Origin of the sequence: Nonomuraea sp. AD125B, assembly GCF_041402765.1 — a bacterium.
Classification (GTDB): domain Bacteria; phylum Actinomycetota; class Actinomycetes; order Streptosporangiales; family Streptosporangiaceae; genus Nonomuraea; species Nonomuraea bangladeshensis.
In genome coordinates, this window is the sequence record NZ_JBGLOU010000035.1 from 1 (window position 1) to 20,640 (window position 20,640).

Here is a 20,640-nt window from a genome sequence, read left to right on the forward strand (position 1 = left end):
CCGCGCAGCGCGTGCTCCTCGCGCCGCCGCGCGCCGCTCTCCCGCAGCCGGTGCTGCACCAGGTACGGCACCGCCACCTCGGCCGCCCGCCGCAGCGCCCGCGCCGCGCCCTCGGTGAACGGGCGGTCGGCGTCCGCGGCGGCCCAGATGGAGCCGAGCATCTCCCGCCCGCTGCGGATGGCGATGATGAGCCGTTCCGGGCTGGAGCCGTCGGCGGGCCGGTGGATCACCTCGTCCGAGGACCACAACGTACGCAGCAGGCCGCTGCGCCGCAGCTCCTCCACCCGCCAGTCCGGCACCCGGCCGCCGAGGATGGTGGAGCGGCGCAGCTCGTCGGCCTCGGGCCCGATGGCGGAGTAGGCCAGCACCCGGAACGCGGTGTCCTCGATGGTGATCGACCCGCCGGTGAACTCGGCCACCGCCGAAGCCAGCGCCGCGAGCCCGCCGCCGGCCGTGACGTCGGCCATCCGGTCCCCGCGCCCGGCTCCGGCGTAGGCGGCGGCCGAGCGCACCAGGGTGGCCACGTCGTCCCAGTCGGCCCAGGCGGCGCGGGCGAGCAGCGCGACGCCGGCCCGCTCCGCGACCGCGACCACGGACGGCGCCCCCGCCTCCCCGGGCACGTCTTCGGGGTCGAGGCCGGGGTGATCGCGCAGCACGACCGCGGCGGCCCCGCGCCCGGCGGCCTCGCGGACGAAGTCGTGCACCGACGGCAGCACCCCCACCGCCAGCACGATCCGCCCCGCGTACGAGCGGGCCGCCCCCTCCTCCCCGATGATCATCCCGGTGATGGCCACGTCCTGCCCGGAGGGCGCGAGCAGCAGCCGCAGGATGCCGCCCTCGTCGAAGGCGAGCAGCTCGCGCAGGGTGAGTCCGGTGTCACGGGTGGCGCGGGCGGTCATGCCGGGGAGCATACGGAAGTGGCCTGACCTCCCCAGCACTCGGGGCTCACAGCGCGGCGCGGGCGGGGACCAGGCGGGCGCCGAGGGCGCGGGCGCCGATCACCAGGGCTGCGGCGGCGAGGACGATGTCCTTGAAGATGTACTGCGCCTCCAGCGTGGGCGCACCGGGGAACAGGTCGGTGAAGAACAGCACGTACGGGGCGAAGAACCCGGCCAGCGCACCGGCCATCACCACCAGCCCGGTCTTCAGCAGCCGGCCCGTCACCAGCGTGAGGCCGATGAAGACCTCCAGCCCGGCGATCACGGCCTGCGCCGCGTACCCCGACAGCAGGCCCATGGACAGCCGCTCCAGCGTGGCCACCGACAGCGCCTCGGCCGGGCTCACCCCCGGGAAGAACTTGAGCGTCCCGAAGGCCACGAAGACCAGCCCGAGACTGATCCGCAGGATGTCGATGCTGTGCCGGCTGAGCCAGGCGGCCAGCTTGGAGAGCATGGTCTCGATGGCGGCGGTCATGTCGCGCTCCCTGTCTGAAGAAGTCGTTTGCGTCGTGCTCAAGACTCCTGAATCGGGAGGCGCCGGACATCCGGCCTCGGGCGGCACTCCTGCTACGCCGCCACGGGTACGGCGGGGTCAGGGTCTACCGCCCTGGTCCTCAGGGGCCCGCCCCTAGGGGACGGCGATCACCACGTCGGGCGCCCGGGGCGCGTACTCCGCCGGGCGTACGCGCTCAGAGACCGAGGTCGTCCAGTTCCTTGTGGAGGGAGGAACGCGAGCCGCCGGAAGCGGGCGAGGCGGCGGGCTTGGGGGCGGCGGCCCTGCGGTCGCGGAAGATCCAGCCGCCCAGCGTGCCGGCGAGGAACCCGAACAGGTGCGCCTGCCAGCCGATCCCCTCCTGCGGCAGCAGCCCGGTGAACTGGTAGGCGAAGGACAGCGCCATGACCACGCCGATCACGATGTCGATCAGGTGCCGGTCGAAGACGCCGCGGACCAGGACGTACCCGAAATATCCGAAGACGACGCCGCTCGCCCCCGCCCCGACGGCGTCCGGGTCCGCGGTGAGCCATGCCCCGAGGCCGCTGACCAGGACGATGAGCGCCGTCACGCTGAGGAACTTGGCCACGCCGCGATAGGCGGCGAGGAAGCCGAAGACGAACAGCGGCCCGGAGTTGCCCTCGATGTGCTCCCAGCTCCAGTGCAGGAACGCCGAGGAGATGATGCCGGGCAACGTCTCCGGGTTCCACGCCTGCACGCCGTACTCACGGCTGAGCGCGTAGCCGGACAGCCAGTTGGGGATCTGCAGGACCCAGATGACGGCCAGGAACCCGACCATCACCCATAACGCCTTGCGGGCCTCCGCGATCATGATTTCGGCCGTCTGGCCTCTGGACTCCATCGGTCCGCTCCCTTGGTCGATCATGCACCGGGCGGACCAAGTATCACGGCTTGCGTCTCGTACGGGTAGTCAGGGCCAGAAGCACCCCGGCGTACAGCACCAGCACCAGCAGCAGCCACAGCAGGCTCGTGACGGGCAGCGCGACCAGCCCCAGCGCCGGCGCGAGCGGCGAGATCGGCAGCAGCAGGCCGGCCGCCGCGAGCGCGCCCGTGGCCAGGCCGAGCGGGCGCGACACCCGCGCGACGGGACGCAGGAGCAACATGATGGCGGCCTGGGTGAGCACGTTCTCGACCAGCCAGCCGGTGTGGAAGGCCGACTCGTCGTGCGTGCCGTGGACGCGGGTCAGCACCGCGAACGTGACCAGGTCGACGCCCGCGTTCACCAGGCCGAACCCCGTGATGAAGCGGAGCACGGCCTGCCGCCGCAGCCGGAACGGGCGGCGCAGCACGGCCGGGCCCGGCCGTTCGAAGGCGAGGGCGAGCTGCGCGGCGTCGAAGCAGAGGTTCTGGGCGAGCACCTGGACCGGCAGCATCGGCAGGAACGGCAGCGCCAGCCCGGCGACCAGCATGGCGATCACGTTGCCCAGGTTCGAAGACAGGGCGATGCGCAAGTAGGTGACGATGTTGCCGCTGCTGCGCCGGCCCACGACGACCGCCTGGCCGATGGCCGACAAATCCTTGCCGGCCAGCACGACGTCGGCGGCCTCGCGGGTGACGTCCACGGCGGCGCGCGGGCAGATGCCGACGTCGGCGGCGCGCATGGCGGGCAGGTCGTTGACGCCGTCGCCGAGGAAGCCGACCGTGTGCCCGGCGGCGCGCAGGGCGCGTACCACGCGGGCCTTCTGCTCGGGCGTGCAGCGGGCGATCACCGTGGCCCGTTCGGCCATGGCGGCGGTGAGGCCGGCCGCGTCGGCCACCTCGCCCGCCTCCAGGCCCAGCTCACGGCAGATCCTGGCCGCCGTGCCCGGGTGGTCGCCGGTCAGGATCTTGACCTTGACGCCACGGCGGGCCAGCACCGCGAGGGCTGCGGCGGCGTCCGGGGAGGGCTCGTCGGCCAGGGTGACGAAGCCGACGAGGGTGAGCCCGCGCTCGCCGGCCTCGTCCAGACCGGCCGGAGGGGATGCCCCCCAGCGGGCCACGGCGTCCAAGCCGACTTGAGACGCGCCCCCGTGCGCCCCGGCATCCAGGCCGGGGACGGACGCGGCCCCACGCGCCACGGCGTCCGGGCCGGGGACGGACGCCGCCCCGCGGGCCACGGCCAGCACGCGCGCACCTGACCGCGCCAGCGCCGCGGCGGTGGCGTTCGCGCGCCGCCGCTCGCGCTCGCCGATCGCGCACCGCTCCAGCACCGCCTCGACGGCGCCCTTGACCACCACGACGACGTCCTCGCCGTCCCGTACGAGCGCGCGGGACACCCGGGTCAGCGGGTCGAACGGCACCGCGTCCAGCCCCTCGACCTCGCCCAGCTCGGGGGCGCCGGCGAGGATGGCCTCGTCGAGCGGGTCGGGGGCGGGCGGGTCGGCGAGGTGCAGCGTCACCAGGCCGTTGACGGCCGCCCAGCGCAGCGGCTCGGGGTCGGGCCGCCCGCCGGGACCGACGGACCCGCTCAGCACCGGGCGGTCGCGCGTGAGCGTGCCGGTCTTGTCCATGCACAGGACGTCGATCGCGCCCATGTCGGGCAGCGCGGACAGCCGTTTGACGATCACGCCGCGCCGCGCCAGCAGCGCAGACCCCCTGGCCAGGACGGTGGTCACCACGACGGGCAGCATCTCGGGCGTCAGCCCGACCGCCACGGCCACCGCGAACGGCAGCGCCTCCAGCCCCTTGCCGCGCAGCACCGCGTTGGCGACCAGGGCGACCGGCGGGATGACCAGCATCCCCCGGACCAGGATCCAGGAGAGCCCGTACACGGACCGGTCGAAAGCCGACGTCCGCCGCGCGCCCCGCCGCCGGGAGAGCCGCGATCCTGACCGCGTTCCTGACAGCGTTCCTGACCGCGTTCCTGGCCGCGTTCCTGGTGGGGGCCCGGCGTAGGCGCCGGCGAAGCGGGTGGCGGCTCCCGTGGCGGTCACCACGGCGAGCGCGCTGCCCGAGGCCACGCTGCTCCCCTGCCACAGCAGGTGCTCGTCGCCGTCCGGCAGGTCCAGCGCCCGCTTGGCCACCGGCGCCGACTCCCCGGTGAGCTGCGCCTGGTGCACGGTCAGGCCGTTGGCCCGCAGCAGCCGCGCGTCGGCGGGCACCAGGTCGCCGGGGCCCAGCTTGATCACGTCGCCGGGCACGAGCTGGTCGGCCGGGATCTCCCGTTCCTCCGGCTCGGCGTCCTTCGTCGCCCGCCGCCGTACGGTCGTCGTCGTGGCGACCAGCCGGCGCAGCGCGGCCGTCGAGCGGTCGGCGCGATGCTCGCCGTTGGAGCGCAGCAGGCAGCTCACCGCGACCAGGAGGACGATGACGCCCGCCGTCGCCCAGGACGCGATGAGCGCGCTGACCAGCCCCAGCCCCAGCAGCACCAGCGTGAACGGGTCGCGCACGCTGCGGAGCAGCCGGCGCGGCAAGGTGGGGGGCAGCCGGGACGGGACGACGTTCTCGCCGTGGTCGAGCAGCCGCGCCTCGGCGTCGGCGGTCACGAGGCCGCGCGGACCGGTCTCCAGCCGCCGCAGGACCCGGAGCGGGGTGTCGGCCGCCTCAGGCGCCCAGACCACGGGCGTGCTCCCCGGGGCCCCGCCGCTCGGCAAGCCGGCCGACCAGGCCCTGCACCGTGGTCACGATGTCCTGGTCGTCGATGAGGTAGACCACCCTGCGGCCCTCGCGCCGCGACCGGACCAGGCCCGCCAGCTTGAGCTTGGCCAGGTGCTGGCTGACCGCGGGCAGCGCGCCGCCCACCCGTTCCGCCAGCCCGGACACGTCGCACTCGCCCTGCGCGAGAGCCCACACGATGTGCAGCCGGGACGGCGAGGACAGCAGCCCGAACACGGCCGCCGCCTGGTCGAGCACCTCGGCCGGCGGGTCGAGCCTCTCGTTGGCCGCCATCTTCCCCCTTTTACTCCCGGCAGCGGTCAAGTCTGGGAACACCGCCGCTACCGGCCGTCGTCGGTGAGGCCCTCGACGGTGGTGAGGTCGGCCAGCCCCGAGATCGTCAGTACGGGTTCGAGCAGCGGGTTGGCGACCAGCCGGATGCGTTCGACGTGGGAGAACAGCACGGTCAGGCCCGCGCTGTCCAGATATTCGACCGCGCTCAGGTCGACCAGCACCGTGCCGTCGCCGTCGGCGCCCGCCAGGGCCTCGTCCAGCGCGCCGGCGTTGCTCATGTCGATCTCGCCCGCGCAGGCGAGGACCAGGGTGCCGTCCGGCCGCTGCGAGGCGACCACGGTGAGAGGTGCGGTCATCGGGAGATCCTCGTCTGCAGGTCGACGGTGGTCCCGGCGGCGCCGGGCTGGATGGTGACCTCGTTCATCAGGGCGCGCATGAGCGCGACGCCCCGTCCGCGGTGCGGATTGGCCTCGGGTTCGGGGATCTTCCAGCGGCCGGTGTCGGTGACGGTGAGGCGCAGGCCGCTGCCGGTGGCGACCGCCCGCAGGCGGATCGTCCGGCCGGGGGCGTCGCGGTGCCCGTGCTCGATGGCGTTGGCGCACGCCTCGCCCGCCGCCACGAGCACGTTCTGTAGCTGCGCGGGGGCGAGCTGGCAGCGGCTCAGCCAGTCGCGGAGCGCCGCGCGCACGGGGGCGAGCTGGCTGGACTCGGCGGGGAAGGCGACCTCCAGGGGGGCGGGCTGACGGTAGAGGAGCAGCGCGACGTCGTCGCTGAAGCCGCCGTCCGGGGTGAGGCTGGCCATGACCTCGCTCGCGAGCGCCTCGATGGGGGTGGCCCGGCCCGCCTGTACGGCCGCGCTGGCCTCGTCGATGCCGGCCGTCAGCGGACGCCGGCGCCGCTCCACCAGCCCGTCGGTGTAGACGAGCAGCGTGGACCGGGGCGGCATGGTGCACCTCGCCTCCGGCCGCGCCTTGCCCGTCGGCACCGCGAGCGGGGCCGACCGGCCGCCCTGGAGGAGCTCGGTGCTGCCGTCGGCGTGGGCGAGGATGCCGGGCGGGTGGCCGGCGCTGGAGTAGACGAGGTCGCCGGTGACGGTGTCGAGCACGCCGCAGAAGGCGGTGGTGCACTTGGCGCCGGGGATGAGCGCGGCGAACCGGTCGAGCGCGGTGAACACCTGCGCGGGGCCGGCGTCCTGGAGCAGCAGGGCCCGGCAGGCGCTGCGCAGTTGCCCCATGACGGCGGCGGCCTCCAGCCCGCGTCCCACACAGTCGCCGACCACGATGCCGATGCGCCCTTCGGCCAGCGGCACGATGTCGTACCAGTCGCCGCCGACCTCCAGGGGGCGGCCGGCCGGCTCGTAGCGGACGGCGAAGCCGTCGGGCAGCTCGGACGGGCCCAGGATGGCCCGCTGGAGCGCCACGGCTGCCTCGCGCTGCTGGTCGAGCTGGTGGACCCGGTGCAGGCCCTGGCCGAGGTGACCGGCGAGCAGCGCCAGCAGGGTCTGGTCCTCGCCGGTGAAGGGCCGGTTCTGGCCCAGGTCCACCCAGACGGTGAGCAGGCCCTCGGGGTGTTCCAGGGTGATGCCGGCGCCGTCCGCGCCGGGCGCGACCGGGCGGAGTGGCGGCTGCTCGCACAGCGCCGTCAGCTTCTCCCGCAGCTCTTCCGGCAGGTCCGGCCAGTCGCCGCCCGCGGGGGCGCGGACCAGGCCGAGCGGCCGGCCGTCGTTCCACACGGCGGCGAGCACCTGCCGGGCCCGCCACACCTCCTGCAACGCCTCCAGCCCGCCGGCCAGGGCGTCGGTCAGGTTGCCGGCCTGGGAGACGCGCATGCTGAGCGCGGCGAGCGCGCTCTCGCGCTGCACGAGGTAGTGCTCGGCGGTGACGTCGCGCACCGTGCCCACGACGCGGCGGCGGCGGGTGTCGGGGTCGGTGACCGCGTTGAAGGTGACCGTGATCCACACGTGGTGCCCGTCCCGGTGGGTGACGGGGACGTCGACGCTGCCCCTGCCCTCGCGCATCATGCGCTCGAACGCCTCGGCGACCTGCGCGTGCGCCTGCGGATCGGCGTCGGCGTCCGGCCACCAGGGGTGCTCGGGGGTGTACGGCAGGTCCTCGGGCCCGTAGCCGAGGATGTCGGTGAAGGCCGAGTTGACCTCGATCACCGCGCCGGTCTCGTCGGTGACGAAGAACCCCTCCTGCAACGAGTCGATCATGGCGCTGCGCCACCGGGTGTGGTGGTTGCGCATCCGCGCCAGCTCCACGTTGGCCCGCGCCCGCGCCAGCAGCTCGGCGGCGGAGAACGGCTTGACCAGGTAGTCGTCGGCGCCCGCCTCCAGGCCCTCGATCGAGTCCTCCTGCCCGGCGCGGGCCGACAGCAGCAGCACCGGAACGCCGGCGGTGCGCGGGTCGGACCGCAGCGCCGAGACCAGGGCCAGGCCGTCGAGGCGCGGCATCATGACGTCGCTGACCACGAGGTCGGGCGCGTCCGCGCGGACGGCGTCCAGGGCCTCCAGCCCGTCGCCGACGGCGGTGACCTGGTAGCCGGCGCCCCTGAGCAGCCGGAGGAGGTATTCGCGCATGTCGCTGTTGTCGTCGGCGATCAGCACGCGGGGCGCCGGGCCGCCGTCCGGAGCCGGCACGCCGGCCACGGCGGGGACCTCGGCCGCCGCCTGGGCGGCGTCGTCGTCCTCGGGGAGCCAGCGCAGGGCCTCCTGGACGTACGGGTCGGCGCCGGCCGTGACCGTCTCCGCAGCCCCGGGCGCGATGATGCTGCCGGGAGGCAGGTGCGCGACGCCGAAGGGCAGCCGGACGGTGAACGTCGTGCCCTCGTCCTCGGTGCTCTCCGCGGAGACGGTGCCGCCGTGCAGGCCGACCAGCTCCTGCACCAGGGCCAGCCCGATGCCGCTGCCCTCGTGGGAGCGCGAACGGGCGCTCTCGATCCGGTGGAACCGCTCGAACAGCCGCGGCAGCTCCTCGGCCGGGATGCCGATGCCGGTGTCGGTGACCGTCACCACCGCGTGCCCGTCGTGCTCGCGCACGCTGACGCCGATCGAGCCGTCGAAGGTGAACTTCAGCGCGTTGCTCAGCAGGTTGAGCACGACCTTCTCCCACATGCTCCGGTCGAGGTGGACCGGCTCGGGGAGCGGGAGGACGTCGACCACGAACTCCAGCCCGGCCTTGTCGATCGCGGAGCGGAAGACGCTGGCCAGCTCGGCGGTGACGGCCGCGAGGTCCACCGGCTCGTAGCGGGCCTGCATGCGGCCGGCTTCGAGACGGGAGAAGTCGAGCAGCGTGTTGACGAGCTTGCCGAGGCGCAGCGCGTTGCGGTGGATGACGTCGAGGTCCTGGCGCACCTGCGGGGCGCCGTCGGCGAGCGCGCCGCGCAGCTCCTGCACCGGCCCCATGATCAGGGTGAGCGGGGTGCGGAACTCGTGGCTGATGTTGGAGAAGAACACGGTCTTCGCCCGGTCCAGCTCGGCCAGCTCCTCGGCCCGCCGCTGCTGGGCCTGGTAGCTGCGGGCGGAGGAGATGCCGGCCGCGACGTGGCCGGCGGCCAGCTCGAGGAAGCCGCGGTAGCCGTCGTCCAGCGGCCGGTACCGGTTGAGCGCGGCCACCAGGAACCCGTACGGCGCGCCGCCCTGCTGGAGCAGCGGCACCACGAGCGCCTGCGTGGGCGGCTCGCTCCAGTGCCCGGACGGCAGGCCGGCGAACGCCGCGCCGTCGAGCGCCACCAGCTCGGTCTCGCCCCGAGCCGGCGCGGCGAGCGGCCACACCGGGTCGGGGTCGCCTGCGGGCAGCACGGATGGGGCCGCCGGGTGCCCGGCCGGGATGCCGGTCGCCTCGGCCAGCCGCGCGCCGCCGTCGTCGTCGAACAGATAGGTGAGGGTGAAGGGGAGGTCCTGCGGGTTGTGCCCGAGCTGGCGGCAGGCGAAGGCCAGCATCTCCTGCTCGGTGCGCACCACGCTGGGGTCGGAGCCGAGGTCGCGCAGGGTCGCCATGCGCCGCTCGCCGACGACCCGCTCGGTCTCCTCGCTGACCACGCAGAGCATGCCGACCACGGCGCCGTCGTCGTCGCGCAGCGGGCTGTAGGAGAAGGTGTGGTAGGTCTCCTCCGGATAACCGGCCCGCTCCAGGAACAGCAGCAGCGCCTCGTCCCAGGTGGCCCGGCCCGTGTCCAGCACGGTGTGGATGCGGGGGCCGATGTCGTCCCAGATCTCCGCCCACACCTCACTGGCCGGGCGGCCGAGCGCCCACGGGTATTTCCTGCCGAGCGTGTCGCGGCGGTAGGCGGCGTTGCAGAAGAACGTGAGCTCCGGCCCCCACGCCATCCACATGGAGAAGCGGGACGACAGCAGGATGCTCACGGCCGTCTGGAGGCTCTGCGGCCACTCCTCGGGGGGGCCGAGCGGGGTGGCGCGCCAGTCCACCACGGCGAGGTCGCGGCCGATCTCGTCGTCCACGGTGAAGATCCCGGCCCCGGCCGCCGGCACCGGGCCGCGTTCAGCGTCGTCGCGTGCCACACGAGACCCTTTCGTTCGTTGCCGGGCAGGTCAGACACCAGCTCGCCAGTACGTAGAATAGGGCAGATCACCCCATGGCTCGTGCCCCTCTCCCCCAGGCGCGAGGACCCACACCCCTCTCTCAGGAGCCTCGGTGCAGCAGGATCCCGGTCTGACCGTCACCTACCAACCGCATTCGGCTCGCATCCATGTGCTGGTCGTCGCCGGCGACCTCGACCACCACACTTCGCCGCGTCTCCAGGCGGCTCTCGACCAGGTCGCGCTCGCGCCCGGCGACGGGCTGGTGATCGACCTGTCGGCGCTGCCGTTCTGCGACTCCACGGGCATCTCCGTGCTGGTGACGGCGCACCAGCGGGCCCAGGAGGCCGGCGCCCGGCTCGCGCTGGCCGGGATGGAGCCCGACATCGCCCACGTCTTCAAGATCATGGGCCTGGACCGGCTGCTCTCCTTCTACGACAGCCGCGACCTGGCCATCGCCGCGCTGCAGTAGCGCGGTCAGCCCGGGTCCGCGGGCCCGGCGCTCGCGGCGAGCAGCCGCTCCCCCAGGGCCCGCGCCGCCCGCACCAGATCCGGACATCTCACGATCCGGTACGCCACCGGCAGCCTGGCCAGCTCCTCGGCGTACCAGGCCGGGTTGTTCGTGCTGCCCACCAGGCGGGTCGTGGCGGCGCCGAGCGGTTCCGGGCGGCCCATGACGCGGGAGAGCCAGCCCGCCACCCGCTCGGCGGGGGCCTCGACGACGACCTCGACCTCGTGGTCCCAGCCGACGGCCAGGTGCTCCTCCAGGACGGCGGCCGGGTCGAGCCCGGCGGGCGGCTCGAAGGGGACGTCGAGGACGTGCACGTCGCCGACCCGGTCGACCCGGTAGGCGCGGCGGCCGGCGGAGGTGTGGGACCAGCACAGCAGATACCAGCGGCCGTGGCGGACGACGACCGCCCACGGGTCCACCTCGATCGTCCGCTCGTTGCCCGCCTCGGAACGGTAGCCGAGCCGCGCCCGTCGGCGGGCCGAGCACGCCTGGACGAGGGCGGCCGTGATGCCCGGGTCCGGGCGGGCCGCCGCGCGGTCGGGCACGGGCGCCGTGGTCCGCCGGACCGCCTCGGCCTGGGCGGCCACCGGCTCGGGCAGCGCCCGCATGATCTTGCCGAGCGCGCTGCCGACCGGGTCGGACGGGTCGCCCGCGTCGTGGTGGCCGTCGAGCACCGCCATGACCAGGCCCAGGGCCTCGGCCGCGGTGAACGTCAGCGGCGGCAGCCGCAGCCCACGCCCGAGCCGGTAGCCGCCGTACGGGCCGCGGACCGCCTCGACGGGGATGCCGGCCTCGCGCAGGATGCCGATGTAGCGGCGGGCGGCGCGCTCGGAGACGCCGAGCCGGCCGGCCAGCCGGTCGGCCGTGATGCCGGGATGGCCCTGGAGCAGGTCGAGCGTCATCAGGGCCCGCGCCGTGGGGCTCGCGCCGGGCTCCATGGGGCCTCCGCTGCTGATCCGGAAGGGGAACGTCCGGAAGGGAACCTAACACGCGGTTTCTTATGTGGCTGAAAGTTCAATATTTCGGAACTTGTCCGCTGTAGCATCGGCGCGGCGTCACGGACGCCCGCACGCTTCGAAAGGGACACCCCCATGCATTCCCCCTCAACGCTCACCGAGGTCCGGGAGCCAGTTCCCACCGCGCCGGAGCAGGAGGACGGCGGCGGTGTCCTCACCGTCCTGGAGCGCATCGGCGCCGTGGTGGTGCCGGTCGGCGTCGCGCTGTACGCCGTGCTCTACCTCGGCATCGAGCAGGTCTACTGGGTCTTCGGCGTCAACCCGCAGCAGGCCGGCATCGACCAGTCCGTCCTGCTGGGCCGGCTCATGGGCACGCTCATCCTGCTCCTGCTGGCGCTCATCCCGGCCATCGGCGTCCTGGTCGGGCTCGGCTGGCTCATCGACAGGGTCACGCGGGGCGCGGCCGGCCGGCTGCTCAGGCGGCTGCGCGAGCGCCCGTGGATCGTGGCCGCGCTGGCCGCGCTGTGGTCGGGGGCGACGTACTGGGGGCTGTTCAACCTGGTCGCCGACCTGACCCTGGGGCTCATGGTCGCCGTCGCCGTGGGGCTCGGCGTGCTCGCCTTCCTGGTGCCGTTCCGGCTGCTGCGCCGCAAGCGGGTGGGCCGCGCGGGGATGACGGTGCTGGTGGCCGCGCTGACCGGGCTCGGACTGGGCTTCGTGCTGATCCTCAGCCTGGTCAAGGGCGCGATCGAGGTGCAGGAGACCGGCCAGGCCAACGACCTGCTCGGCTATGTCGGCTTCCAGGACCAGTGGGCGGTGCTGCGGGACGCCGCCACCGACAAGCCGCTCTACGACGGCCGCTGGATGATGCTGCTCGGCGAGAAGGAGAACACCTACGTGTTCTACGACTGCGACAAGCAGGAGACCTTCCGCCGCTCGATGTCGACCACGAACCTCGGCAACCTGCAACTCGACCCGGACCGCGAGCCCGGCTTCCGCTGCGGCACCCTGGCCGAGGAGACCACCGGCTGACCTCCCGCTATCGTGGGTCTCCCCGCCACGAGGAGCAGCACTGATGCCCGACGCACTCCCGGTCACCCTCGACGACGTCCGTGACGCCGCGGCCCGGCTCAAGGGGGTCGCGCACCGCACGCCCGTGCTGCGTTCGCGCACGCTCGACGCGCTGGCCGGGGCCGAGGTCTTCGTCAAGGCCGAGAACCTCCAGCGGGTCGGGGCGTTCAAGTTCCGCGGCGCGTACAACGCGATCTCGCGGCTGACGCCCGAGCAGCTCGCGCGGGGCATCGCCACCTACTCCTCGGGCAACCACGCCCAGGCCGTCGCCCTGGCCGCGCGCGAGCTGGGCAGCAGCGCGGTGATCGTCATGCCGGAGGACACCCCGCGGCTCAAGCGCGAGGCCACCGCCGGCTACGGCGCGGAGATCGTCACCTACGACCGCTACACCGGCGACCGGGTGGCGATCGGGGAGGCGCTGGCCGCCGAGCGCGGGCTGACGCTCATCCCGCCGTACGAGCATCCGCACGTCATCGCCGGTCAGGGCACCGCGACGCTGGAGCTGATCGAGGAGGTCGGCGAGCTGGACGCGTTGGTCGTCCCCATCGGCGGCGGCGGCCTGATCGCGGGCAGCGCGACGGCGGCCAAGGGGCTGCTGCCCGGCATCCGGGTGATCGGCGTGGAGCCCGAGGCGGGCGACGACACCAGGCGCTCGCTGGCCGCCGGGGAGCGCGTGTCGATCCCGATCCCGCGCACGATCGCCGACGGGATGGCGGCCGAGATCCCCGGCGAGCTGACGTTCTCGATCAACAGGCGTCTGGTGGACGAGGTCGTCCTGGTCTCCGACGACGAGATCCGGCAGGCGATGCGGACGGCGTTCGAGCGGATGAAGACGGTCGTCGAGCCGAGCGGCGCCACGCCGCTCGCCGCGCTGCTGGCCGGGCGGCTGGGTGAGCCGCCGCGGCGCGTCGGCGTGATCGTCTCGGGTGGCAACCTGGACGTCGGGCGCTTCGCGGAGCTCCTAGCGGCTCACCCCTGACGCGACGAAGATCGGCAGGGCCAGGAACAGCCGGCCCGTCTCGGCGCGCCGGCGCTGCTCGGCGACCCACGCCGTCTCCTGATCGGCGTCGACGGCGCCGGCCGCCCGGGCCGCCGCGGCGAGCCCGGCCAGCACCGGCAGCATCGCCGCGTCCGTGAACACCTCGGTGCGCACCTCCGCGTGCACGTCCGAGAACCCGGCGTCGAGCAGCAGGTTGCGCTGCCGCCGGGCGGCCCGGGGCGCGGTCACCAGGTCGGCGCGGGCGTGCACCAGCCGCCGGGTGAGCGCCGGGTCGTCGGAGTCGATGACGAAGGTGTCCCAGTCCTGGCCGGCCAGCACGGCCCGGCCGCCGGGCACGAGCACCCTGCGCGCCTCCGCCAGCGCCCGCGCCGGCTCGGCCAGCTCGTGGAAGACCTTGTCGGCGCGGTATCCCGCCACCGAGCCGTCCTCCAGCGGCAGCGCGCAGGCGTCGCCGAGCCGGAAGTCGCCCTCCGGCCAGCGGTGACGGGCCACCGCGAGCATCTCCGCGCTGACGTCCACGCCGACCGGGCGCGCCCCGCGCCCGGCCAGCTCCGCGACCGCGCGCCCCGCTCCGCAGCCGACGTCCACCACGCCGGCCCCGGCCGGCAGCTCCAGCAGCTCGTACGACCGGGCGCGCAACGCGGCGGCTTCGGGCCGGCCGTCCACCGCGTCCAGCCGCCGGACGAGCGCCTCCATCTGTTCCTTCGTCTCGGGCATGCCCTCCAGCCTGCGACCTCAGGTCGACCTGAGGTCAAGGCGTGATCGGGAAGTTGTCGCGGAAGACGTTGCCGGGGTCGTAGCGGCGCTTGAGCGCCCGCAGGCGGCTCAGGGTGGGCTCGGGGAAGGCGTCGTGGAGGCGTTCCGGGCGGGTGTCGGTCTCGAAGTTGAGGTAGAGGCCGGAGAAGTGGGGGCGCATCGCGTCCCAGAGGCGGTCCAGCCCGGACCTGCTGGAGCCGAAGGCGGCGAGGGAGAAGTTCGCCGAGCGGCCCGCGTACGCGGTGGCGTCCGCGGGCACGTCGGAGACCGCGCCCCCGGCCGCCCGGATGTGGAAGAAGTACGTCTGACCGCTCGCGACCAGGCGGGCGGCGGCCTCGGCCAGCTCGGGGGTGAGGTGGTCGGCGAGCGCGGAGCGGCTGACCGGCTCGCCCTGGCCGTGGTGCGGCCCCGGCGGCACGTTCATCAGCGCCGCGTACGGGAGGATCTGGATGCTGTGGTCGAGCAGCGGCGCGACGGCGGCGAGCGGGCGCAGGCGGTCCAGCACCGTCTCCGCGTCGTCGGCGTCCACCACGGCCATGACCTGGGCCATCGGCGGCTGACCGGGCTGCGGGCGGCCGAGGATGAGCGAGCTGGTGAGGTCCCTCGGCGCGGCCTCGACGACCGCTCCCCAGTCGCGCAGGAGCGCCGCCGGGTCCGAGGCGTCGAGGATCAACTGCGCGAAACCGACGTCGCCCACCTCGTCCACCTCGAACTCGAAGCTCGTAACGACGCCGAAGTTCGCCCCGGCGCCGCGCACGCCCCAGAACAGCTCGGCGTTCTCGGTGTCGTCGGCCCTGACCAGGCTGCCGTCCGCGAGCACCAGCTCGACGGCCCGCAGGTGGTCGATGGTCAGGCCGTGCTCGCGGGCCAGCCAGCCGATGCCGCCCGCCGTCGCCAGGCCGCCGACGCCGACCCCGCCGTAGTCGCCGGAGGTGAGGGCCCAGCCGTACGGGGCCAGCGCCGCCGCCACGTCGCTCCACCGGGCGCCGGGACCGAGGCGTACCCGGCGGGTGGCCTTGTCCAGCACCTCGATCGTGTTCAGGCGGGAGACGTCGAGCACGATGCCGCCGTGGTTGGTCGAACGGCCGCTGATGCCGTGGCCGCCGCTGCGGATCGCCAGCTTGACCGGCTGCGTACGGGCGAAGGCCAGCGCGTCGGCGACCTCGGCGGGCGTGCCGGGTCGCAGGACCAGACCGGGCGAGCCGCCCCGCATGTACGTGGAGCGGACGCGGGCATACCCCGCGTCGCCCGGCTCGACCCGTTCGAGGTGGGCGGGGACGGCGTCGTAGGCGATACCGGGATGGCGGCGGGACCGCAGGCCGAGGCGGGCGACCCTGGCCTCGGCGATCCCGCGGGCCGCGCGCTTCCCCGCCACGCTCTCGCGCAGGGCCGGGGCGAGCAGCGCGGCGAAGTCGCGCAGGTCGGCCTCGGACGGGTCGTCGAGCACGAACGTCCCGACCCCGTGCTCCACCGCCAGCGCCTCCATGAGCTCGGCAGCGCCGGCGGGCAGGACCGCGACGCGCTCGATCTCCCGGGGGTCACGCCCGGCGGCCCGCGCGGCCTCGTCCACCGCCGCCTGCGCGGCGGCGACCCCGGCCAGGTCGTCCTGGAGCCGGAACAGTAAGCCGTCGGCCGTGGTCCCCGCCAGGCGCAGGGCGTGGGGCTCCGTGCCCGCGACCCAGATCGGGATGTTGTGGGCGGGCGCGGGACCGCGAGGAGCGCCCGCCACCTCGTAGTGCTCGCCGGCGAAGCGGAGCGGCGCGGACTCGCCCTCCGCCCAGACGCCGCGGATGATCTCGACGGCCTCCTCCAGGGCTGCCGCCGCCTCTTCGGCCGGCAGCTCCTGGACGCCCTCACGGGGGTCCCACCGTCCGGTGGGGCTCAGCCCCAGCTCAAGCCGCCCGCCGGCGAGCAGGTCGAGGCTCGCCGCCGCGCGGGCCAGCACGGCGGGCGGGCGCACGGCCCCGTCCAGCGGCCCGGCGGCGATCCTGACGCGCGTGGTCCGCGCCGCGGCCCAGCTCATCGAGGTCCACGCGTCCACGCCCTCGGAGGTCTCGGCGAAGAGCACGAGGTCGAGCCCCAGCTCCTCGGCCAGCGCCGCCCGCGCCACGGCCTCCTCGGCCGGCCCGCCGGCGGCGATCCGCGTCCCGAAACGCAACGGCTGCCCGTAGTCCATCGCTCACCTGCCCGCGCGCTCGGCGGCCACGAGCCGGCGCGTCTCGGGCGCGACCTCCTGGCCGAACGTCCGCAACGTCACCGGGTCGTCGGCCATCACGATGTAGGTGCCGATCCCGTACCGCAGGGAGATCGCGGCGAGCTGCTCGGCCCACTGCCGGGGCGGCCCCGACAGCAGCCGGTCGCTGGGCGGGCCGAAGCGCCCGCCGATGTTGAGCAGCCGGCGCACCGCGCCGGGCTCCCGCCCCGCGGCCAGCGCCGCCTCGTCGATGATCGCGTTGCCCTCGTCGAGCTGGTCGAGGCTCTGCAGGTACGACAGCGACGGCAGCCATCCGTCCGCCTTCGTCCCGACGAGGCGGAGCATGCGCGGTTTGTAGGCCCCCAGCCAGATCCCGATGTCGTGCGCCGGAGCGGGCCCGCGCTTGGCCCCGTTGACCTGGTAGTACGTGCCGTCCACGCGGAACCGCCCGGTGTTGCCCGCGTCCCAGAATCCGCGGATGACGTCGATCGCCTCGTCGAGCGCGTCCACGGCCTGCGCCGGGGTGAGCCGCCGCCCGCCCATGGCCTCGATCGCGTCCCAGAAGCCCCCCGCGCCCAGCCCCAGCTCGAACCGCCCTCCGCTGAGCAGGTCGAGGCTCGCCGCCGCGCGGGCGAGCACGGCGGGCGGGCGCAGCGGCAGGTTCGTGACGTTGGCCGAGACGTGCACCCGCTCGGTGCGCGCGGCGACGTAGCTGAGCAGCGTCCAGGTGTCGAGGAAGCCCGGCTGGTACGGATGGTCCTGGAACGTCACGAGGTCCAGCCCCGCGTCCTCGGACTCCCGCGCCAGGCCGACCACCTGCTCCGGCGCGGCGTTGGCGGGCGTGATGAACGACCCGAACGTCAGGTCGTGGCCGTAGTCAGGCATGTGATCCCCTCGGGATATGTGCGGCTCCACAAACCGTATGTGGTGGAGATGTGTTGTCAAACCGCACATCTCGGAGCAGTATTCCCCCTGCGCCCGCTTCGGGGGTTCAGCCCAGCAGCTCGTCCACGACGTCACAGGGGTCGGTGCCGGCGTCCACGTCGGCCACGCCGCACGCCACCCGCCGCAACAGGCCCCTGAACGCCTCCCGCTCCTCCGGCGACAGCGACCGCAGCACGTGGTCCTCGACCGCGCGCACCTGCCGCTCCAGGTCGCGCAGCACCGCGACCCCCTGCTCCGTGGGCACGATCTTGCGCTGCCGCCGGTCGGCGGGGTTGGGCCGCCGCTCCACGAGCCCCGCCTCCACCAGGTCGTCGATGAGGTACGTCATCACCGTCCTGTCGATGCCGAGGTGGGCGGCCAGGGCGAGCTGGCTCGGCTGGTCGCCGTGGACGACGGTGGACAGCGTCTGGTAGCCACGCGGACCGTGTGGAAGGTCCTTCAGCACCCGGCCCATCGAGCCGTGCAGGGCGCGCAGCAGCACGCCGAGGGACCAGCCGAAGTCGCGCTCGTCTGCCTTCTCCTCGACGGTCATACTTCGCAATATACTGCTGGGCCGACCATCTGCCCGACCACTCTTCAGGCGTCCAGAGGAAGCATGAGGTGGGTGACGAGCCGGTCGGGCTCGGTGGTGGCCGGGTCCGAGACGTACACCTCGCGGATCGGCCCGCGCAGCGGATGTCCTCGCTCGGCGCACCACGCCAGGACGGCGTGCGTGGTGAGCATGATCTGGTCGTACGGGCCGACGTGGGTCGCGCACGCGAACGTGCCGCCGGGCAGCCTCTCCAGGCCGACGCCCGCCCCCTCCCACGCGGGGTCGCCGGGATCGACGACGAGCCCGGCCCGTACCTCGAAGGCGTCCTCCAGCTCGACAGGGAACAGCCCGACGAGCCGCGGCGGGCCGGTGCGGGGCCGCGCCCGCAGCAGGCGGGCGATCGCGGCCGAGGTGGCGCGGCCCACGTCGGCGGGCCCGGCCGCGCTCTCGCGCTCCACCGCCACCGTCCGGTCCGGCTCGGTGACGACGCGCACCGGCGTGGCGGGCAGCCCGTCGGCCATCACCCGCTCCAGCGTCGCCAGCGTCCGCCGCCGCCGGGCCAGCTCGGCCTCCAGCGTCTCGCGCACCCCCACCAGGGCGTCCGCCGCGCCCCCCAGTACCTCGGCGATGACCGGCAGCGGCACGTCCAGCGAGCGCAGCAGCCCGATGGACAGCGCCTGCCTGGCCTGCGCCCGCCGGTAGTAGCGGTAGCCGGAGGCGGCGTCCACGTACGCCGGGGGCAGCAGCCCCAGCTCGTCGTAGTGCCGCAACTGCTTGACGCTCAACCGGCTGAGCCTGGCGAACTGCCCGATCGGCAGGAGATCTCCGTCCACGACTCAAGCATGGCCCTCCCCGCGACCTCAGGCGCGCAGCGGCAGGAGGGCGCCGCCCCAGGCGAGGACCTGGTCGAGGACCATGCCGAGGCGCTCCTCGTGCATGGCGGCCGGGCGGAAGTCCACGCCGTTCTCGAAATCGGTCCAGTACGACAGCGTGACCTGCGCCGGCACGGTGGCGACACCGAGCATGGCGAGCACGTGCCGCAGGTGCTCGACCGCCCGCACCCCGCCGTCCACGCCGTAGCCGACGAAGCCGGCGGCCTTGTTGCCCCACTCGGCGTACAGGAAGTCGACGGCCGTCTTGAGCACCCCGGGGAAGGAGTGGTTGTACTCAGGCGTCACGAAGACGAACGCGTCGAAGGACGCGATCTTGTCCGCCCACCGCCGGGTGTGCTCATGCCGGTAGTCGCCCGAGGCCGCCGCCATCGGCTCGTCCAGGTGGGGCAGCTCGAAGTCGGCCAGATCCACCACCTCGTACGTGGCGTCGCCGCGCTTGACGGCCAGATCGTGCACCCAGCGGGCCACCGCCTCGCCGTTGCGGCCTGGACGGGTGCTGCCGAGGATGATGCCTACTCTGATCATGACAACGCGCCTTTCCTTCAGTGACTGTCGCGGTGCGCACACCACCGTAGGCCGGACCGCAGAGCGTATGAATGCTTCAGCGGCTCTTCTTTTTGCTTCATCGTCTACGTGGTTAGATTGTGGGGTGGACATGCTCAGTGATGTCGTCGCCCTCATGCGGATCGGGCGGCCGGTCTCGGCCCGCGTCACGTGGCGGGCCCCCTGGGGAGTGGCGATCCCGCCGCAGCCCGGATCCGCGGCGTTCCAGGTGGTGCTGCGCGGGTCGTGCTGGCTCATCCCGCCGAGCGGCGAGCCGATGGCGCTGAGCGTCGGCGACGTGGTGTTCCTGCCGCACGGCCACGGATACGCGCTCGCCGACAGCCTCGACACGCCGCTCACCGAGCAGGCCGGCGAGCCGTGCGAGGGGGGCGCGCTGTCCTCCCTGACGGCATGCGGGGGCACGGGCGCCGAGACCGTCACCGTCTACGGCTCCTACCGCACGATCCCGGCCCGCGCCCACCCCATCTTCGGCGCGCTCCCCGAGGTGATCCACCTGCCGACGACGCTCGGCCGCCACCCCGAGCTCAGGGCCACCGTCGAGCTGCTCGGCAACGAGATCGCCACGCCCCGGCCGGGTGGCGGCACCGTGGTCACGTCCCTGCTCGACATGCTCCAGCTCCTCATCCTGCGGGCCTGGTTCGAGACGTCGCCGGGCGTGTGCGATCACAAGGGGTGGGCGCTGGCGCTGGCCGACCCGTCGATCAGCAAGGCGCTCGACGCCGTGCACAACGATCCGGCGCACCGCTGGACGGTCGCCGAGCTGGCCGGGCGCGCGGGGCTGTCGCGGGCCGGGTTCGCGCGGCGGTTCACGGAGCTGGTGGGGCAGCCGCCGTTGACATACCTCACGTGGTGGCGGATGGGCGTGGCGGCCCGGCTGCTGCGCGAGGACCACGTGCCGGTGTCGGAGGTGGCGGCGCGGGTCGGCTACGGGTCGGAGTTCGCGTTCAACAACGCCTTCAAGCGGGAGTTCGGGATCGCGCCCGGCCGTTATCAGCGGCAGGCGTGCGCGGAGAACAAGGCGGCTTTGGACGGGTAGCTGGGGCAAATGGTGATGAACTGCCCCACAATGGAGGGATGGCATACCCTCCTCAGCCTCCGCAGCCCCACCAGCAAGGGCAGTGGGGCCCGCAGGCACAGGGACCTGGCCGACCGGGATACGGCCCGCCGCCCGGCCAGGGCCAAGAGCCGGACCCCGGCCCCGCCCAGCCTCCCTACGGGCAGCAGGGGTACGTGCCCACCGCCGAGGCGTACGGCCAGCCGCCGGCCCCCCAGGCGTACGCCACCCCACAGGAGTACGGCCTGCCGCCGGGCCCCCAGGCATACGCCACCCCAGGGACCCAGCCCACGCCACCGGGCCCCCCC

General features: G+C 74.1%; 16 protein-coding genes and 3 pseudogenes. 5 read left to right on the forward strand and 14 right to left on the reverse strand.

All coding sequences use genetic code 11. The annotated features are described in order from the left end of the window. The 7 genes and pseudogenes from ACBR40_RS46420 to ACBR40_RS46450 form a co-directional block, all read right to left on the reverse strand. A pseudogene (locus tag ACBR40_RS46420) lies at window positions 1-899 on the reverse strand (PucR family transcriptional regulator); the annotation flags it as partial. Window positions 900-945: 46 nt separating this feature from the next. After that, window positions 946-1,413: a DoxX family protein gene (locus ACBR40_RS46425; protein ID WP_344209901.1), complete on the reverse strand. Its 468-nt coding sequence runs from the start codon at window positions 1,411-1,413 to the stop codon at window positions 946-948. Between the two features lie 214 nt (window positions 1,414-1,627). After that, window positions 1,628-2,293 carry a rhomboid family intramembrane serine protease gene (locus tag ACBR40_RS46430; RefSeq protein WP_371252886.1) on the reverse strand — a complete coding sequence of 222 codons (666 nt, stop codon included), beginning with the start codon at window positions 2,291-2,293 and terminating at the stop codon, window positions 1,628-1,630. Between the two features lie 43 nt (window positions 2,294-2,336). Continuing rightward, window positions 2,337-4,991 (reverse strand): HAD-IC family P-type ATPase, encoded by a 2,655-nt coding sequence (locus ACBR40_RS46435; protein WP_371252887.1) that lies wholly within the window; start codon window positions 4,989-4,991, stop codon window positions 2,337-2,339. After that, window positions 4,975-5,319 (reverse strand): metalloregulator ArsR/SmtB family transcription factor, encoded by a 345-nt coding sequence (locus ACBR40_RS46440; RefSeq protein WP_344209908.1) that lies wholly within the window; start codon window positions 5,317-5,319, stop codon window positions 4,975-4,977. Before ACBR40_RS46440 ends, ACBR40_RS46435 begins: the two co-directional genes overlap by 17 nt. 47 nt (window positions 5,320-5,366) lie before the next feature. Further along, window positions 5,367-5,675 (reverse strand): STAS domain-containing protein, encoded by a 309-nt coding sequence (locus tag ACBR40_RS46445; RefSeq protein ID WP_344209910.1) that lies wholly within the window; start codon window positions 5,673-5,675, stop codon window positions 5,367-5,369. Next, the gene (locus tag ACBR40_RS46450) at window positions 5,672-9,838 is read right to left on the reverse strand and encodes a SpoIIE family protein phosphatase (RefSeq protein WP_371252888.1); all 4,167 of its coding nucleotides are present in this window, start codon (window positions 9,836-9,838) and stop codon (window positions 5,672-5,674) included. The genes ACBR40_RS46445 and ACBR40_RS46450 overlap by 4 nt, the downstream gene beginning before the upstream one ends. Window positions 9,839-9,971: 133 nt before the next feature. Between ACBR40_RS46450 and ACBR40_RS46455 the strand changes: the two genes are divergently transcribed. Continuing rightward, the gene (locus tag ACBR40_RS46455; RefSeq protein WP_344209914.1) at window positions 9,972-10,328 is read left to right on the forward strand and encodes an STAS domain-containing protein; all 357 of its coding nucleotides are present in this window, start codon (window positions 9,972-9,974) and stop codon (window positions 10,326-10,328) included. 5 nt (window positions 10,329-10,333) lie between these two features. On the opposite strand, the gene ACBR40_RS46460 is transcribed toward ACBR40_RS46455, so the two are convergent. Further along, complete coding sequence (locus tag ACBR40_RS46460; RefSeq protein ID WP_344209916.1) at window positions 10,334-11,305, reverse strand: WYL domain-containing protein; 972 nt, start codon at window positions 11,303-11,305, stop codon at window positions 10,334-10,336. 153 nt (window positions 11,306-11,458) lie between these two features. On the opposite strand from ACBR40_RS46460, the gene ACBR40_RS46465 reads away from it, so the two are divergent. Together ACBR40_RS46465 and ACBR40_RS46470 are read left to right on the forward strand one after the other, a co-directional pair. Next, a complete protein-coding gene (locus ACBR40_RS46465) occupies window positions 11,459-12,355 on the forward strand; it encodes a hypothetical protein (RefSeq protein WP_371252889.1) in 897 nt (298 codons plus the stop codon). 43 nt (window positions 12,356-12,398) lie between these two features. Then, a complete protein-coding gene (locus ACBR40_RS46470) occupies window positions 12,399-13,373 on the forward strand; it encodes a threo-3-hydroxy-L-aspartate ammonia-lyase (RefSeq protein ID WP_371252890.1) in 975 nt (324 codons plus the stop codon). Here the strand turns inward: ACBR40_RS46470 and ACBR40_RS46475 are convergent. The 6 genes and pseudogenes from ACBR40_RS46475 to ACBR40_RS46500 form a co-directional block, all read right to left on the reverse strand. Then, window positions 13,356-14,111 carry a methyltransferase domain-containing protein gene (locus tag ACBR40_RS46475; protein ID WP_371252891.1) on the reverse strand — a complete coding sequence of 252 codons (756 nt, stop codon included), beginning with the start codon at window positions 14,109-14,111 and terminating at the stop codon, window positions 13,356-13,358. The genes ACBR40_RS46470 and ACBR40_RS46475 overlap by 18 nt on opposite strands. A gap of 34 nt (window positions 14,112-14,145) precedes the next feature. Continuing rightward, entirely contained in the window at window positions 14,146-16,326 is a 2,181-nt protein-coding gene (locus tag ACBR40_RS46480) for an LLM class flavin-dependent oxidoreductase (protein ID WP_371252892.1), read from the reverse strand. A gap of 12 nt (window positions 16,327-16,338) precedes the next feature. Beyond that, window positions 16,339-17,229, reverse strand: a pseudogene (locus tag ACBR40_RS46485) (LLM class flavin-dependent oxidoreductase); the annotation flags it as partial. 106 nt (window positions 17,230-17,335) lie between these two features. Continuing rightward, window positions 17,336-17,821: a MarR family winged helix-turn-helix transcriptional regulator gene (locus ACBR40_RS46490; protein WP_344209929.1), complete on the reverse strand. Its 486-nt coding sequence runs from the start codon at window positions 17,819-17,821 to the stop codon at window positions 17,336-17,338. 44 nt (window positions 17,822-17,865) lie between these two features. Beyond that, window positions 17,866-18,654: a MerR family transcriptional regulator gene (locus tag ACBR40_RS46495; RefSeq protein WP_371252893.1), complete on the reverse strand. Its 789-nt coding sequence runs from the start codon at window positions 18,652-18,654 to the stop codon at window positions 17,866-17,868. Between the two features lie 27 nt (window positions 18,655-18,681). Beyond that, window positions 18,682-19,239 carry an NAD(P)H-dependent oxidoreductase gene (locus ACBR40_RS46500; protein ID WP_344209933.1) on the reverse strand — a complete coding sequence of 186 codons (558 nt, stop codon included), beginning with the start codon at window positions 19,237-19,239 and terminating at the stop codon, window positions 18,682-18,684. A 130-nt stretch (window positions 19,240-19,369) separates the two neighbouring features. On the opposite strand from ACBR40_RS46500, the gene ACBR40_RS46505 reads away from it, so the two are divergent. After that, the gene (locus tag ACBR40_RS46505) at window positions 19,370-20,314 is read left to right on the forward strand and encodes an AraC family transcriptional regulator (RefSeq protein WP_371252894.1); all 945 of its coding nucleotides are present in this window, start codon (window positions 19,370-19,372) and stop codon (window positions 20,312-20,314) included. A 38-nt stretch (window positions 20,315-20,352) separates the two neighbouring features. Next, window positions 20,353-20,640: pseudogene (locus ACBR40_RS46510) on the forward strand (hypothetical protein); the annotation flags it as partial.